This is a genomic window from Nostoc sp. KVJ3, from assembly GCF_026127265.1.
In the GTDB taxonomy this organism is placed as follows: Bacteria; Cyanobacteriota; Cyanobacteriia; order Cyanobacteriales; family Nostocaceae; genus Nostoc.
Genome location: NZ_WWFG01000007.1, coordinates 35,213 through 50,734 on the forward strand (window position 1 = coordinate 35,213; position 15,522 = coordinate 50,734).

18 protein-coding genes and 1 pseudogene are annotated in these 15,522 nt (G+C 41.6%); 9 read left to right on the forward strand and 10 right to left on the reverse strand.

Annotated features, from left to right (window positions below):
* Positions 1 to 16: 16 nt before the first annotated feature.
* The 4 genes from GTQ43_RS37015 to GTQ43_RS37030 all read left to right on the forward strand — a co-directional run bounded on the left by GTQ43_RS37015 (position 17) and on the right by GTQ43_RS37030 (position 3,179).
* Positions 17 to 1,663 (forward strand): IS481 family transposase, encoded by a 1,647-nt coding sequence (locus GTQ43_RS37015; protein ID WP_265277756.1) that lies wholly within the window; start codon positions 17 to 19, stop codon positions 1,661 to 1,663.
* Entirely contained in the window at positions 1,653 to 2,624 is a 972-nt protein-coding gene (locus GTQ43_RS37020) for an ExeA family protein (RefSeq protein WP_265277665.1), read from the forward strand. The genes GTQ43_RS37015 and GTQ43_RS37020 overlap by 11 nt, the downstream gene beginning before the upstream one ends.
* Before the next feature lie 207 nt (positions 2,625 to 2,831).
* On the forward strand, positions 2,832 to 2,978 hold the full coding sequence (locus GTQ43_RS37025) for a 3'-5' exonuclease (protein ID WP_265277666.1): 147 nt from the start codon (positions 2,832 to 2,834) through the stop codon (positions 2,976 to 2,978).
* 69 nt (positions 2,979 to 3,047) lie between these two features.
* Entirely contained in the window at positions 3,048 to 3,179 is a 132-nt protein-coding gene (locus GTQ43_RS37030; protein WP_265277667.1) for a hypothetical protein, read from the forward strand.
* A 59-nt stretch (positions 3,180 to 3,238) separates the two neighbouring features.
* Here the strand turns inward: GTQ43_RS37030 and GTQ43_RS37035 are convergent, their stop codons facing one another.
* Both GTQ43_RS37035 and GTQ43_RS37040 read right to left on the reverse strand, forming a co-directional pair.
* On the reverse strand, positions 3,239 to 4,294 hold the full coding sequence (locus tag GTQ43_RS37035; protein WP_265277668.1) for an alpha/beta hydrolase: 1,056 nt from the start codon (positions 4,292 to 4,294) through the stop codon (positions 3,239 to 3,241).
* Between the two features lie 163 nt (positions 4,295 to 4,457).
* Positions 4,458 to 5,765, reverse strand: coding sequence for an NF041680 family putative transposase (locus GTQ43_RS37040; RefSeq protein WP_265270371.1), 1,308 nt, complete (start codon positions 5,763 to 5,765; stop codon positions 4,458 to 4,460).
* 599 nt (positions 5,766 to 6,364) lie between these two features.
* On the opposite strand from GTQ43_RS37040, the gene GTQ43_RS37045 reads away from it, so the two are divergent.
* On the forward strand, positions 6,365 to 6,715 hold the full coding sequence (locus GTQ43_RS37045; RefSeq protein ID WP_265277669.1) for a hypothetical protein: 351 nt from the start codon (positions 6,365 to 6,367) through the stop codon (positions 6,713 to 6,715).
* Between the two features lie 14 nt (positions 6,716 to 6,729).
* On the opposite strand, the pseudogene GTQ43_RS37050 reads toward GTQ43_RS37045, so the two are convergent.
* From GTQ43_RS37050 to GTQ43_RS37065, 4 genes and pseudogenes are all read right to left on the reverse strand, one after another.
* Positions 6,730 to 7,323: pseudogene (locus tag GTQ43_RS37050) on the reverse strand (class I SAM-dependent methyltransferase); the annotation flags it as partial.
* Positions 7,324 to 7,615: 292 nt separating this feature from the next.
* On the reverse strand, positions 7,616 to 9,103 hold the full coding sequence (locus GTQ43_RS37055) for an IS1380 family transposase (RefSeq protein WP_265277464.1): 1,488 nt from the start codon (positions 9,101 to 9,103) through the stop codon (positions 7,616 to 7,618).
* Positions 9,104 to 9,164: 61 nt separating this feature from the next.
* A complete protein-coding gene (locus tag GTQ43_RS37060) occupies positions 9,165 to 9,398 on the reverse strand; it encodes a class I SAM-dependent methyltransferase (RefSeq protein ID WP_265277670.1) in 234 nt (77 codons plus the stop codon).
* Between the two features lie 54 nt (positions 9,399 to 9,452).
* A complete protein-coding gene (locus GTQ43_RS37065) occupies positions 9,453 to 9,578 on the reverse strand; it encodes a hypothetical protein (protein WP_265277671.1) in 126 nt (41 codons plus the stop codon).
* Between GTQ43_RS37065 and GTQ43_RS37070 the strand changes: the two genes are divergently transcribed.
* Entirely contained in the window at positions 9,577 to 10,056 is a 480-nt protein-coding gene (locus tag GTQ43_RS37070; RefSeq protein ID WP_265277672.1) for a hypothetical protein, read from the forward strand. The genes GTQ43_RS37065 and GTQ43_RS37070 overlap by 2 nt on opposite strands.
* Before the next feature lie 91 nt (positions 10,057 to 10,147).
* On the opposite strand, the gene GTQ43_RS37075 is transcribed toward GTQ43_RS37070, so the two are convergent.
* Complete coding sequence (locus GTQ43_RS37075) at positions 10,148 to 10,483, reverse strand: hypothetical protein (protein ID WP_265277673.1); 336 nt, start codon at positions 10,481 to 10,483, stop codon at positions 10,148 to 10,150.
* 104 nt (positions 10,484 to 10,587) lie between these two features.
* On the reverse strand, positions 10,588 to 11,673 hold the full coding sequence (locus tag GTQ43_RS37080) for an AAA family ATPase (protein WP_265277674.1): 1,086 nt from the start codon (positions 11,671 to 11,673) through the stop codon (positions 10,588 to 10,590).
* 118 nt (positions 11,674 to 11,791) lie between these two features.
* On the opposite strand from GTQ43_RS37080, the gene GTQ43_RS37085 reads away from it, so the two are divergent.
* A complete protein-coding gene (locus tag GTQ43_RS37085) occupies positions 11,792 to 12,373 on the forward strand; it encodes a hypothetical protein (protein WP_265277675.1) in 582 nt (193 codons plus the stop codon).
* A gap of 68 nt (positions 12,374 to 12,441) precedes the next feature.
* On the opposite strand, the gene GTQ43_RS37090 is transcribed toward GTQ43_RS37085, so the two are convergent.
* Entirely contained in the window at positions 12,442 to 12,681 is a 240-nt protein-coding gene (locus GTQ43_RS37090; protein ID WP_265277676.1) for a hypothetical protein, read from the reverse strand.
* 34 nt (positions 12,682 to 12,715) lie between these two features.
* Positions 12,716 to 13,756, reverse strand: a complete 1,041-nt coding sequence (locus GTQ43_RS37095) for an HNH endonuclease domain-containing protein (protein ID WP_265277677.1) — start codon at positions 13,754 to 13,756, stop codon at positions 12,716 to 12,718.
* 139 nt (positions 13,757 to 13,895) lie between these two features.
* On the opposite strand from GTQ43_RS37095, the gene GTQ43_RS37100 reads away from it, so the two are divergent.
* On the forward strand, positions 13,896 to 14,336 hold the full coding sequence (locus GTQ43_RS37100; RefSeq protein WP_265277678.1) for a hypothetical protein: 441 nt from the start codon (positions 13,896 to 13,898) through the stop codon (positions 14,334 to 14,336).
* A 52-nt stretch (positions 14,337 to 14,388) separates the two neighbouring features.
* Positions 14,389 to 15,339, forward strand: a complete 951-nt coding sequence (locus GTQ43_RS37105) for an HNH endonuclease (protein ID WP_265277679.1) — start codon at positions 14,389 to 14,391, stop codon at positions 15,337 to 15,339.
* Positions 15,340 to 15,522: the final 183 nt, after the last annotated feature.

A 15,522-nucleotide genomic window follows, 5' to 3' on the forward strand; every position in this document is an offset into this window, starting at 1 on the left:
CATGGTACATAAGCAAATCCCGACAGAGGCGCTCATCAATTTACGCCACCGCCTCGACGGTTTGCCTAGTCGTTGCCAAGAGCGTCGAATTCTCATTGAAGAAACAGCTGCACTGTATGGAGTGTCAACTGATACGTTATATCGGGCGTTGCGTAATTCATCACGTCCAAAATCTATAAACCGCTCAGATAGCGGGACACCCAGAAAGCTTTCACTCTCAGAAATGGAACGTTACTGCGAGGTCATCGCGGCGATGAAAATCCGTACCAGTAACAAAAAAGGGCGACATGTCTCCACAGTACGGGCGATTGAACTGTTGGAAGAATTTGGGATGGATACACCTGATGGTTTTGTCCAACCGCCTAAAGGCGCACTGACCAGAAGTACTGTTAATTATTACTTGAAAACCTGGGGATACGACACTGAACGTATGACTAGGCAACCGCCTGCGGTGCGTTTTCAGGCGAATCACAGCAATGAATGTTGGCATTTCGACCTCAGCCCATCCGATTTGAAACACGTAAAACAGCCATCATGGGTGGAACCGGGTAAGGGTAATCCACTACTGATGCTGTACAGCATTGTTGATGACCGTAGTGGCGTATGTTACCAGGAATATCACTGTGTTTATGGGGAGGATGTTGAAGCTGCATTACGTTTCTTATTTAATGCGATGACGGTGAAAACAACTGACGGATTTCCCTTTCATGGGATTCCAGAAATGATTTACACCGACAACGGACCAATTGCTAAAAGCCACGTATTTCAAAACGTGATGGATTGCCTAAGAATCAATCTTGTCACCCACATGCCTGCGGGTAAAGATGGTCGTCGGGTAACAGCTCGCTCTAAGGGTAAAGTGGAAAGACCGTTTCGGACGGTCAAAGAAGCTCACGAGACTCTGTATCACTTTCATGAACCGGAAAGCGACGTTGAAGCTAACTTGTGGTTACGCCAGTATTTGTTGCATTACAACGACAAACCACACCGCATAGAACCACATTCGCGGATAGAAGATTGGTTGCGAAATATACCCAAGTCTGGTTTACGTTCAATGTGTAGTTGGGAGCGATTCTGTAACTTTGCCCGCGAACCGCAACGTAGAAAGGTTGGTTCAGATGCCAGAGTATCAATTGAGGGCGTAGCTTACGAGGTAGAGCCAGACTTGGCAGGTGAAACCGTAGTCCTTTGGTGGGGTTTATTTGACAACGAGCTATACGTTGAGTTTAGCGATCGCCGTTACGGGCCATTTTACCCAGTTGATGGACCCATCCCACTACATCGCTATCGCAAACACAAGAAAACCAAAACCGAAGAACGGGCAGATAAAATTGCCGATTTAGCTAAAAAGTTGGGCTTGCCACGGACAGCTTTAGACAAAAACGCGGATCTACAATTTCTGGTGGATAAGTACAAGGAACTTACGCCAACCATCACACCTTTTAATGACCCCGACCCATACCAAGAATTTACTTATCCCACTGTACTGTTTGCTAAGAGGGCGATTTCCGATTATCTGGCTAAACCTTTGGCTAAATTGTCTACCGAACAGTTGGCATTCATTGATGCACTGTTAGCTGAAACTTTGAATAAAAAAGCGATTATTGAACGAGTGCGGCAATATTTCCACTCAAATAAAGGAGGGGAACACAATGCTCACTGAAGTCATGGAACACTTTCGTTTGATTAAGGAGTTTCCCAAGGCTGGGTACTACGAGACAGACCACCAAAAACAAATGTTTAAGGATATTAAATCCGCCATCCATTCCGGGAAGTTAGTTGCCATAACTGGAATTATCGGGTGCGGGAAGACGACTACTTTACGACGTTTGTTTGAGGTTTTAGAAAAAGAAGGTAAGATTCTAGTCTCAAAGTCCCTTTCTGTGGATAAAGACCGAGCGACGCTACCAACACTAATTGCTGCCTTATTCTACGATTTATCCACAGATAAAGAAATTAAAATCCCAAAAGACGGCGAAAAACGAGAACGGGAACTGCGCGACCTGATTAGAAAAGGTAAAAAGCCCGTGGCGCTGTTTGTGGATGAGGCTCACGACTTACATTACAGTACTTTGACGGGACTCAAACGTTTAATTGAGGTAGTTGAAGATGGTGGTGGCACACTTTCAGTGGTATTAGCTGGTCATCCCAAACTGAAAAATGATTTACGCCGTCCAACTATGGAAGAAATTGGATATCGAGCAACGGTCTTCTCTTTGGAGGGTATTGTTGGTAGCCAGCGAGAATATATTGAATGGTTAGTATCTAAATGCATTGTTGAAGATACTCAAATAAGTGATATCTTGTCGGCGGAAGCCATTGAGCTACTTGCCATGCGCTTGAGGACACCACTGCAAATCGAGCAACATTTGACACTCGCTTTCGAGGCTGCATACCTCTTTGGGGAAAAACCTGTTACTACGGCGATTATTGAATCCGTTTTATCTAAGCAAATTGACGACTTAGAACCCACCTTAACCCGTCATGGTTATGACGTGAGGAGCTTGGCAGAACAGTTTAATGCTAAACCTGCTGAAATTAAATTGCTGTTTCGCGGACAACTTGACCCAGCGCGATCGCGTGAGTTGCAGGAACAAATGCTGGCGGCGGGGCTGCCGCTCTGAGTGGATTGAAAACGATTGGGAAAATGGAAGTATTTATAGTTGCAAATAATCCTGGCTGAAACCGATGATTGCAGGTTGGTTGCATTTAATCCTGGCTCAGTTGCAAATAATCCTGGCTGAAGCGTAATTATAGTTGCAAATAATCCTGGTTTGAAAATGTCTTGATTGCAGGTTTGAGCGATTAGTATTGCAGGTCGTTACAGTTATATGCCCCATCAATACAACACACCAGAAGAAGAAGCACGACTATTGTATGTTGCAATGACACGGGCAATTGAGCAGTTGATTCTGACTTGCGATCGCTCCTCAGAATTTACCACTCGTTTGGAGGCAGTATTAGGTAAAGTAATTTGATTAGCGATCGCCCCACCTAATTCTTAGAGGATGCATGGCGATCGCTAATCAAGAGAGGAAAAGTTAAGGATGCGTAGTTTACCAATCGCGCTCAAGCGGGGATTGCGCTCCCAAATTCTTAGAGGAAACTTCGAGCAATGGCGCGAAGCACGCAGGCGATCGCACTGGTTTCTTAGAGGAAAAAAAGTTAATACTGCGTAGTTTGCAGCCGTTGGCATCGCCCCAATCAAGCGAACGCGAGTAGTGTTAATCAAATCTCGTTATTTACCTAGAATCTTTAATAAAGCCTGCCGATAAATATTTATTCCCTCATTATTTAAATGAGCGCCATCTTCTGAACTTAAATCATCTTTCAAAGCCTGATTCTCATTTAATGATTGAACCTCTTGTAGTTCCAATGGTATATGATTTTTAATTGCAACTTGATTCATCACAGTATTGATTTGCTCTACCCGAAGATTTGTTGCGGAAATACTTGGATCTTTACTAGCGGTAACTGTTGAGTAAAAAGCGGGAATTAAGAATATTTGATTACTCCCAAGGCTTCGCACTAAGGAAATTGAATCTTGGAGTTTGTTCGCAAATAAGGAATCACTTAATCCATACCAGGCATCATTCCCTCCAATCGCAATCACAGCTTTTTCGCATTTAATTTTAGTTGGAATGAGAAGTTTTAGTTGTTCAACAAGTGAAATCCCGCTTATCCCATTTAAGGCAAAATTAAAAGTACCTTTCCCCAGAGTATTACCCATTTCGGCAGTTACAGAATCCCCAAACAAGCAAGCCTGGAATTGCTTTCCTTGAGTAGCAAATTGCTGATATTGAACTTCAAGTTGCCATAAAGGTGTAGAACTTAAGTTATCTTTAGGTGGTATTTCAATAGGAGATAGATTTAACTTACTTGCTATTTTGAACACTGCTGGAACATTAATAACTAGTCTTTGACTAGGATATGCTTCAAGAAAGCTGATGATCCCCAAACCCTCTTGAGAATTCGCCCCGATGATCACAGCCGCGTCTAGTGCTTGTACCCCGGCTTGGTCACGACGGGCGATACCTTGGGAAACCGCAGATAGAATTTCTTTAGCTAGTTCTGTATTTAACAGCTTATCCAAAGCCCCAATATCAAGAGATGCTTTTACTTGTAGCGCCTGATGAAACTCAAATTGTTCTTCCCGACTGAAAAATTTGAGAAAAAATTGCAAATCAGAAGAAACTTCTTGCTTTTGTGCATACTTACGTAAATCAGCAACAGGTAGGGATTCTTCAAATACACCATAGCGAAAAATAATTTTCTCAGCCGCAAAACAGGGCATTGCAGTCGCCCTCAGTAATACCATGCAACTACATATACTCAGCACCAGATGACGTAAATATCTCATAAATCCTAATTGCTGGAGTTTAGACTAAGCAATGGAAAATGACCCAGCAGGGCTGAGTTAATCAGAGACTTAGCAAAAGTATGAAGAATCTTGGGTATTAAACAGCAACAGATGGTTCTTTAGGTGGTCGTGCTACTGTTTTTTTAACAATGGGACATCGGTTTTTACGGTGACGCTTCTTTCCTTGTTGCCAACCGGGAGACTTTCCGCGAGGTTTGGGTGCAGAGGTGGGAGTACCAATGGCCGCAAAAACTCCACCTATAGCTTGAGCAACTCTTCCAGGGGTCAATTTATCTAGAGACTTCTGCCAAGGTAAAGGATTGTCAGTAACGATATCGCGGGCTAACCACAATTCCCAAGTCATCAGAGGCATGAGGTCACTCCACCGTTCACTTTGCTTAGGAGTACCAAAGTTTGGTACAGTCCAATGTAGACGCTGCTTCAAAAAGCGATACCAGTGGTCAATGGTAAAGCGACGCAAGTAAAGACACCAAACTTCTTCTAAGGGTGGCATTTCTTCTCCTACCCAAGCCAACCACAAAGGTTTGGACACTCTCATGTTACCTTGCGCGTCCAGACGTTCAACTCTGATGATTAACATTGGACGTGTAGCAGCCTGACGGAAGTGTAAATCTTTCCACAAGCTCACACGCACACGTCCTAATTTTGGGTCATTTATTTCTAATACAGATGTTGCTTCATTCCATGTTGTGGGCTCATTCAGTTTAAATTTATCACCATGCTTTTTAGGTCGCCCCTTTCCCGAATAAGCTTTTGGTTCACCCCATAAACACAGATTTGAACGCAACCGAACGAGAATATCTGCTGGAATATTCGCAGTTTTTAAGATAAAAGGCGCACAACCATATTCACTATCCCAAACTGAAATCGGTCTGGTAGGCAAATATTTACACACCTGTTTGAGTTGCCAAATTGCTTTCCCAATAGGACTTTCGGCACTTGTGATCCGTTCATGTCTTAATGGTAATGCCCAACTTCCCTCATTTTCAGGTATCCAGGCAATTGTGCTATATCCTTGACCAATGGTAATCGGTTTATTTCCTGCTATGGATGTGCCACTATGCTCATAAGTTCGCTCTTGCAACCTGACGGCATCTGGGCGTGACCAGTTTGTGTGATCTCCTGCTAACAATGGTCGTCCCTCTGCGGGGATTTGTTTGATATATAGCTGCATCAATTTCTGTCGCTGTGGCCTACTATCTTGTAGTGCCTCATAGATACTTGGCCACTTCCTTCTAAATACTGGCGATAGGGACAATTCTGCTAGGCAATAAACATTTCTAGTTAGCAATATGGCATCTGTCAACTCAAAAGTTGCATCGTGTGCTCTGCCTAAATATTTGTAGACTGCTTGACGGAATTCTTCTAATCTGGCACGTTTCATCTTGGCATCTGAGTAATGGTAGTTCGTTTCTCAGCTTCTGCCAAAAGGGGGCCTGTATTCAATCAGACACCCCTTTTCTTCTTGCTTATTATATGATAATGATAATCGAATAAGGGGGGTGGGAGAGAAACGAGCGTCGCTCGTTTCTCTCCCACCCTTTTCATGATTATCATTATTGTATTATTTTCTGAGCAGGTATACTACACAATAATTGTTAAAGGTCAGGATGCTTTAAGGCTGACAAGATAATATTTTTAACCTCTAATTCCTTTTGATTTGCGTTCTCTCATATCGCTTTTAGTCTAAACTCCAGTAATTGTTTGCGTAGCGTTTTCTTTTTATTGGCATTGCCGACGATACTCCCCAAAGCCGTTGGGTAATCTTGCTAACTCTACCAATTTTTGAGAGCAGCGATAAAAGCGGGCTGCGATCGCCCCAATCAAGCGAGGATGCATAGCGATGCCCAACTCTTAGAGACGCTCCGCGTAGCTTGCTTCCCCTCCGGGGTACGGCGCAGGCTCAGGGTAAGACCTACGGCGATAAACTACGCCCCAATCAATCAAATGGGAACCCTATTAATAGTTGCGTCCCCCAACATCATGAAAATCTTGAACTTTCTCAAACCCAAACCAGCCCAACCCACCATTGATAGCTACGGGCAACAAGGCTGCGGCGTTAGCCAAGAGCAAATTCAATCGCTGATGGAATGGCTATTTGCAAGTCTGCTGAATGCTGGGTATTCTGGAAAGTCATACCTTGTCTGGTATAACAGCAACAACCCAGACCCCAGTTTAGAGCAGGTGGTAAAAAAAGTGATGCGTCGGGGTGAGCCAATATTCTTGTATCGCTGTGGTGGTAGGACAATGCAGCCGCCCCAGGGCTATTACTGGCGGATGATGGACGAACACCCATCAATGAGGATTTATCAACTCGAAGTTAGGGATGGATAATCAATATTAATTATTTATTTTCTTGCCCAGACTTGTGTGACACGAGGGATACCAAACACTGTTTTTTCATCAGCCGCTAACGCTCTGATTTGGGTAATTGTCTGGTCAATCTCCTCTGGTGTTGTTATTCCAGCTTCGATGAGAGCATCAACTACCTCGAACAGTGACAAATCGATTAGACGCTTGTTATCCTTACGCAATACGACAGGTTGAACCAAACAAACTTCTGGGTTAGCTAACCCAACATCCTGAAAAACTCGGTATAAAGTAGCTCCAAGACGAAAATGCTGACCACGAACGTCGCTGATAGCTAAGAAAAGCTCAAAACAACGCTCATAAGCTGGGGACGGCGGATCACAAAAGGCACAGCTAAAGTCTGCTTCCTCGCAAACTAATATTCCCCCAGGCTTAAGAAGCGATCGCATTTGGTCTAGTGCATCAGCAGGATGAGTTAGGTGCATTAGCAAAAAGCGACAGTAAACCAAATCAAAAGATTCTTTAGGTAATCCTGTATCGTAGGCACTGCCAAGGGAAAATGTGACATTGCTTAAACCCTGAACCTCTGCATTCTGTTGTGCAAGCTCTAGTTGTTCGGCACTGATATCTACACCAAACCTGGATTTCTCACAAGTGAGAAAAAAATGCTTGGATTAGTCAAATTTAAGATGATTAAATTAATACATCATCAAAATACCTCCAGAACGTGGGCAACTCCAAGTAAAGACCGACCCCATTCAAGATACATACAATACATCAAAAATAATAAATACTGATAAAACTAACTTCTAATAATAAAAATTGATATGCCAATTTATGGGTTTAAACCAAGTAAAATAACCCTAAAAACCAGCTATTAAAAATAAAAATCAGTTATTACTTATGAATTAAATTAGGTCATTATCAGCCAGGGCAAGGTAATTGAGATAAACTCTTATAAACCATTGCGAAAATCTCTTTATAAGGGCAGGCACTACTAATTGCGATTAAAATTCGTCGTTTCCTGATAGTAATGACGGCTCCTAGCTTCAATAATTTTGTGCGTATAGTCTCAACAGTTGCATTTTTAAATTCCGTCTTTGCTAAACATTGTTCTCGTAGAGCATTCATCAAAATATAAGCAATAGACGCAAACCACAAACGTAATTGATTTCCTTCAAACGTATGGGTACTTGTTCTATCACTATGTAACCCGAGCTTTTGTTCTTTTAAACAATTTTCCATATTCCCGCGCGGGCAGTACTTTTGAGTATAAAGTCGCCCTGGCGGGATTTTATTAACAGGGAGCGAAGTGACTACAAAGCGAGTATCAACTTCTTTATGGCTATATTCAACTTTGGCGACAACACGACGATGACGGCTCCAACTATCTAGAGTTTGGTAGTCAAGAGAGCAATACCAAACTGAGTTATCAACAAATATTGCTGCGTCGTTCTTTAAATCTGGTGATGGAGGAAATAAGGTTTCAAAAAACTCGACTATATGTTTAATTTTTCCTGAATATTCTTGGGATGCGCGATACTGAATTGATTGAGATAGCTGGAGTAGCCTATTATTTTGAGCGAGTCCCAATACATAATAAATTTCAGTTTGAGATTCACACCAACTCATTATATCTTCTCTCGAATAAGCACTATCCCCACGAATAATAATTTTCACCTCTTTCCATCGTGAGCGGATTATTTTTATTACTCTTTGTAATTCTCCTAATCCTCCTTCCGCAGGGTCAACATTAGACGCACGAAGCTTTGCCGCAAGTAAATGTTTCCCGCAGAAAATATAAAGTGGCGCATAACAATACCCTCGATAATAAGGATTAAAAAATATTTTTTCTTGATTACCATGTACGGGGTCATCGGTAACATCTAAATCTAAAGTTATCTGTCGTGGCGGCTTTCGATAAGATTCTAAAAATAGCTCAACTAGGAGTGTTTCTATGGCTGATGCATCATGTTCAATACGGTGATATCGACTATCTGCTCTTGAAGAGATATCTTCTGGACAATGCTCGATCCGATTTAAGGTACTTTTTCCGGCCAGAGTAATTGGTTCTTGTTCTAAATTAATTGCTTTTCCTACTGCCAGTGCGAATATTCCATCATGGCGTAGAGTTTCATGGTCATTTACATCTTCATAGCCCATGATTAAGCCATATATTCTTTGTGCAATTAAGCCATTAACTGGATGCATAATTTTGTTTGGCTCTCGGTAATCTTTAAAACATGCTGCCAGCCGTGATGTTATTTCTCTTTTTCTATCTAGTTCCGCAATTAATGTTAATCCTGCATCAGATGTTACAGGCTCACTATTGAAATTAACTACAACTGGACATGACTTTACTTGTTCAAATATAAACTGTTCTGGTATACAATCGTTTTTATTTGGGGTCATACTTCAAACTGCTGAAATTGTTGTGCAATATGCATTTTGGCAGTTTTTGACCCCTGTTTCTTCAAGCTTTGTGAGAAATCCGGGCAAAGACCCAGCCACTATAGCCAACTTGTTGAGCCAGCCAGTTAGAAACATTCCCCGTACCGCAACCAATGTCAGCTACTACCATTCCTGGCTCAAGCCCAAATCGCTGCAATAAAAATTCAGTGTAGGGTTTGTGAATTGTGTTGAGGATTGAAAGCCGATGTGCGCCTAATTCCCCAGTGGCCAGTGTATAGCGGTCATCTTGCTTCATTTTTTCCCCAAAATGTCATTTGGAGTAATTGTAAAGCAATCACCTCTGGCATCGTCAGGCGATCGCATTTCCACGGAAATAACTGTTGAAGTGCGCCATTCTTAGAGGATGCATGGCGATCGCCACCTCACAACCGCCAAACCCTGCTAAAATCCCTGTATTCAATACATCAACTACCATGTCTGGCAAAGGATTTGGACAACGCCAACCCACCAAAATCGATAAACTTGTTGAATCGGCGGTGCGTTATTGCCACAAGCGACACCCAGAAGCCTTAGACCAAATTTTTGACAACCTGCCTGTTAAGCTCAATCAACAAGTAGTGACAGGTATTTTAGCAGCATTTCAGGGAGATATTGATAGCCTCAGTTGGCTGTGTGGTTACTTTGCATCGGAAATTAACAGCACTTCAGACAACGATAAACCCTACCATCCCATTACGTTGTTATCAAAACTTTTGATTAAATCGGGAATGCAGCCATTTGTTGACTTTATGCCCTACATTGGTTGCCGCATTTCCATACTCAACAACGATAAATTTGAAGCACTACCGCCTAGAGTACAAGCAGCAGTCAAAGAAGGTTTTGATGTGGTAGAAACTAGTGGAGAAGAGGCACAAAGGATAAATGAGGCATTGCTACGAGAGTTGGAAGTGTAATAGAACTGCCGGATGAGCATAGGCATCGCTACACACATTTACGTGTTTATTGATATTAAACGTTAATGTGCATCTCTATTTATTAAATATATTAGTTGGATTGGAATATTGTGATAACGGTATCATGCCAAATAGTAATTTCTTGAATAGTCTGATCGATTTTATCTGTATCACTGCTGATTGTTTCTAAATTCAATAGACAATTCACTAAGAATCTAACTAAATAAGTCAATTTCAAAGCATTATCAAATGCTAGATTTGGCATCATTTTTTCAATAAGATATATTGATTCTTTAATGATATTTTCTATTCTTGGGCTTTGACCTTTTTGTAATAAAGATTGTATTGTTTGTAAATTGTTAACTAAATTATCTAAATTTGCTTGAGCTTCTTGTCTAAGCAAAATTGTTTGTGTAAAATCGTTCATAATATTAATTACGTGATAATGGTTACTACATTCTAGCATCTAATTTACTACTGGTAGATGATGCGGGAACATTCATCGATGAGCGTAGCACTGCCAGAAGCAAGTTATGGTTTTACAGGTTCTAATAAAACTATTAAACTGTTTTCCCATTCATCGAAGAACCCATCAGGCCATCGGTCAATTCTGCCGTCTTTATCAATGCGTGGTGACACAACTTTAATAAAAGCTTGACCTTGGTTTTCTTGACGTTGAAAGTAATGTAACTGCACATCTTCAGGCTCAATTTTACCACCATGCACAGCAAGACGAATGCTGTTTAAAATCTGGTCGCTATGAGTTTCTACCACAACTTGAACACCACAGTTAGCAGCCAGTGCTAACAGCTTACCCAACTTTGTTTGTGCTTGAAGATGGAGTCCGGTTTCTGGGTGTTCAATCAGAATTAACGCACCTGGACTGGATGCTAGAATTGCTACGATAATTGGTAGAACGTAGGTAATACCGTATCCAATATGTTCACTAAATTTTAAGTTAACCAAATCCATATCTAGATATGCGTTAACTTGGAGGCGTAGACCAGAACTTATTTCTCCCATCCATGCCTCAACTTGGTCTATCAAATTTATTGATTTTGCTTGCGGGTGAGCGAGTTCGGCGATAGGGATTGGTTGATTACCATAAGTGTAGAGAAAATGTGCTGTATATTCACCAAGCGCACCAATTTGTTTAAGCTTTCGCGTTTGGTAATTTAAGATTCCTGATGCAACTGTTGCACGTTCTGATTGAAGGTGATGAAATTCTTTACTAAAAATTCTTGAATGATAAACATTGGCATCAACAGAGTTGAATCCACTCTCTAAAAAATTTGCTTCTCTCTCTAATGAGTTGTATTTAAAGTACCATGTTCCTTTAGTTCCGTTTTTTAAACTAAGCTCAAATCCTACGTAGTCTTGTTTGGCATTTTCATACAAAGCATCATTAGCTGTACCAATATTTACCAAGTTACCATTGAGCAATAAGCCAGTGTTTTGTAGTAAATTTTGCTGGTAAGATTGATGCAGCAGTGATAGTGCTTGCAACACAGAGGATTTACCAGTGCTATTATAACCAGAGAGTAGAGTAAGCGATTTGAATTCAACTAATTGATTCTCAAATGCTTTAAAATTTAGCAGCCGTAATGAGCTAATCATTAAATTTAAAATATATATGTTAATTCAATTTTATTCTAATTTTGTTATGTAGTTAAAGCTATTTTAGGAAATTTATCTTTTTAACAAATAACTGATGTTTTAGTAGTATTGGCGGTTGATGATGGAATCTCAAAATCTTTTGTTGGGACAGTATTTAAGCCTTATCGATTTTTGCACTTGCACTAACACTTATCAAAAGTACACCAAGCAGATTAATCCGTTTCCTACAAACTCCGATAGTATAGATGCTTTGCAAAATCTCTGCAATCATATTATTGACCCTATTATTAACCATTTTGGTCGAGAGCAATTTCAACTTACTTATGGTTTCTGCTCCAAAGACTTGAAACGTTTTTTGGAGCAGAAAGATCCTGTAACAGGCTTAAAAAATGGACGGGTTGCCCCAAATCTTGACCAACACATGGCATACGAAGTTAACCGCAATGGAAAATACTACTGCGATCGCTTGGGAGCCGCTTGCGATTTTCGGATTGCGAATGTATCGAGCAATAAGGTTGTTGACTGGATTTTAGATGCACGCTTGCCATTTGATAGGCTGTACTACTATGGTATCGAGCGACCGATTCACATTAGCTATAGCGATAGTCATAGCCGTAGTATCTGCACGTTTACTATAAGCGGCACACCTACTACAAAAGGTATTGAGGCTTGGATAGATTTAGCTAAGGAAATTAAATAGCGATGGCGTACCCGCCATGAACCGGTGGCATCGCATTGGCATTTGTATAACAGCAACTCAAGTTTTGGCTACTCAATAATGTTTCCATTTTCATCTCGCCTCACTTCCACCACCTTAACGTCAAAACTTTCCCACTCCTGGACACTAAACCCCTCTGCGGTTTCCTCTGGATACCGCCGCGCCATTTCTTGCCATGCAGCTTCTTCGTTGATTGCCCAGATGAAATGCCCCTGGCGTTCTCTAAGGTCATCGCGCCCAGTGCAGTCATGAGCATAGAGAGCATTACGGGTGCAGCGATATTCGCGCATATTTTTTTGGAACCCAGACGTTGCATCTGTTATTTTAGAACGTTACCGGATATTCAAACTTTGATTTCCAGCCATCATTACGTCCAGTTCCTGAAAGTGTTTGTGCTGTATTGTACATGGACTGCAAAAAATAGTGCCGTTTTTCTTCCGTGTTACCCGTTTGTTGAATAAGCGTTTCGCGTAGAGGATGGTTGCTGGTAATCAAAAATTCGTTGCGATTGTACAGGCGTTCTAAATATTTGGTGTCAGGGAGCCTATCAAATTTTCCCCCTTCGCCTCGGTTACATTCTGTGGATGACAGCACCAAATTCCATACACCATCGATGTTTGGTATAAATTCGTTCAAAGAGTGAGGAAAGAAATGGTCTACATCAGTTAGGTTTTTAGAACGTGCCTCAATCGAAATATCTGCAAATGAGTAAAAGCACTTACCTTTTTGATAGCCGTTGAGGGCATTCCGGCATGAGGTAATATCTACCCGCCGCTTGCCTTCGCCAAACGTAAATAGCAACTGTTGGGCTGAGTCGTAGTTTACAGTCAGGAGATTGCGTGAAATATCTAAATCCCAAGCAGTTTCTACAAGTTGCCACCTTGCATCTACTTCCGGCAATAAGTTATGAAATTGCTCAGTTTCTAATAACTTAAATAATTCATCCTTAACAATAATCTCTTTGCGCTTCCTGGGCTTGTCGTAAAAGCTTACGGGTACTTGTCCAGATCCAACATTGTGGAACGCACCCAACACCACATCAAATCCTTTGTTCCTCGTTATCTCAAGCAATTCGTTCCGTGCGATCGCACCCGCTTTAAACTGTCGGCACGCCTCAATAAAAGGATACGGGCGGTCAGTTTTTTGATGTTGCGTATCACACTTCTGTATGTGTTCAACTACATAACGTGAATACGGTTCTGCTAACTCTTCCAAGGTGATAGTAGTTTTACCCTGTAGTGCTAATTCTAACAATGACTTTGCCAACGCAAATTTATAACAAGCAACGTTTTTACCAAACAATATAATTGCCCGCCAGTAATCCTCTAGCTTCGGGTCAATTGCCAAAAACTTTGACTCGATCATTGTATTTTTAGATACTCATTATTTTCGGCTACAGCCTAGCTTTTGAGTAACTAAAAACACCTCGGTTATATTACGGTTATCAGTATTAGTTAGCTAATGGTTTGTTGTAAACTATGCAGGTTGTAGCTGCACGCTCATCATGACTCATCGGTATCCATTTAGCACAATTCACCCAGCCGCATACTACGGTCAGCGTGTAGCGGTTTACTTCAACCTGCATTACCACGTCTTTTCACTCAAGCAAGGGGGAAAAAGCGGGTCGCTGCTTAGTCATGCTGGGCTGTGTCAACTAACCGATGCCGTGTTTGAAGTTGAGCGCAAGGGACGAGAACGTGCGATCGCTCAAGGGCGCAAAAATGTCCACGCCTATGTTGTGGGTATTTTGCAGTCTTTAGAGTGGGATAAGCTGACTGATAACGCAGTGCGATCGCTCATAGGATTAGGCTACCAGCGAGTGACATATAACTTGCATCCCGGCCACCCACTGTTTTATTGCAAAGATGTAATGCCTTATACACCTATAACTACTGCTAAAGCGGTTATTTTAAACGATAAAATTGCTCTAGCTCTAGTTGAGTAAATCAGTAAGAATTTGTGGCAGATGGCAAACGACCTATACAGTTATGTGAATAATGACGAAAAATCTCGCCTACTACGTCAATAAGTTTGCCAATCTCAGGGTATCCCGTTCTAGTGGGGTTGCACCGAATAAACCCATTTTGCTGCTGTCAATTATCGAGCTGATAAGCCAGGGGGAGATTAGGCGAAACCAAATTCCTTTATCGGCTGAACTCATTGCCACATTTCTTAAACTTTGGAGTCACCTGGAGCCAGTACGCAAACCAGATATTGGGCAACCGTTTTTTTACCTTAGAAGCGATGGCTTTTGGCATTTCCAACCCAATCTCGGATTTGAATTAACGGTTACATCTAAAGCAAAAATTGTTACTCCTGGGGCTATTCGGCAGGCAGTTGAGTACGCCTACCTTGATGATGAACTCTGGTCACTGCTGCAAAACGAGAGCCATCGCACTGTACTAACCCACACACTCATTAATTCGTGGTTTAACGAGCGTACACAGGATATAGAGTCATTATTGCAAGTTAATGCCTTTGCTGAACTACAAGACCAGTTGCAACGCTCCGGTGGTAAGGTCTACCAACCAGAGGAATTAGAAGATGAGCAAGCTGTAATTGTGCGAGATGGTGCTTTTCGCAAAATTGTAGTTTCAACTTACAACCAACGCTGCGCGTTTTGCGGGTTACAGATACTCGATATTAATGCTCAGAATATCGTTGACGGCTCACACATCAAACCATTCTCCCAGTTCTACGACGACCGCATCAATAACGGGCTGTCACTGTGCAAAAATCATCACTGGGCATTTGACCGCTTTTGGTTTACTATCAACGACGATTACACCATTATTGTTGCTGACAACCTGCGGGAAGATTCACCCAACGCCAAGCCGATGCGAGAATTTAGGGGCGATCGCATTATCTTACCCAGTCAGCAGCAGTATTATCCTAGACTTGATTCTCTACAATGGCATCGTGAAGAGTTTTCGAGACGAGCGGCGTAACACGTAGGCTCATTTTTATGGATATAGATTAGAGGATTTTTAAGAGATGCTGTATTTAGCTCAGGTTACTTTCGGTAAAAATCCACCCTCTCTGTTGGGTATTTTTTATATAATTGTCAGTATAGCTTACTTAATTTTTACTACAGTTTGGCTTCCACGCAATAGTAAACTCAACGGTTCTGC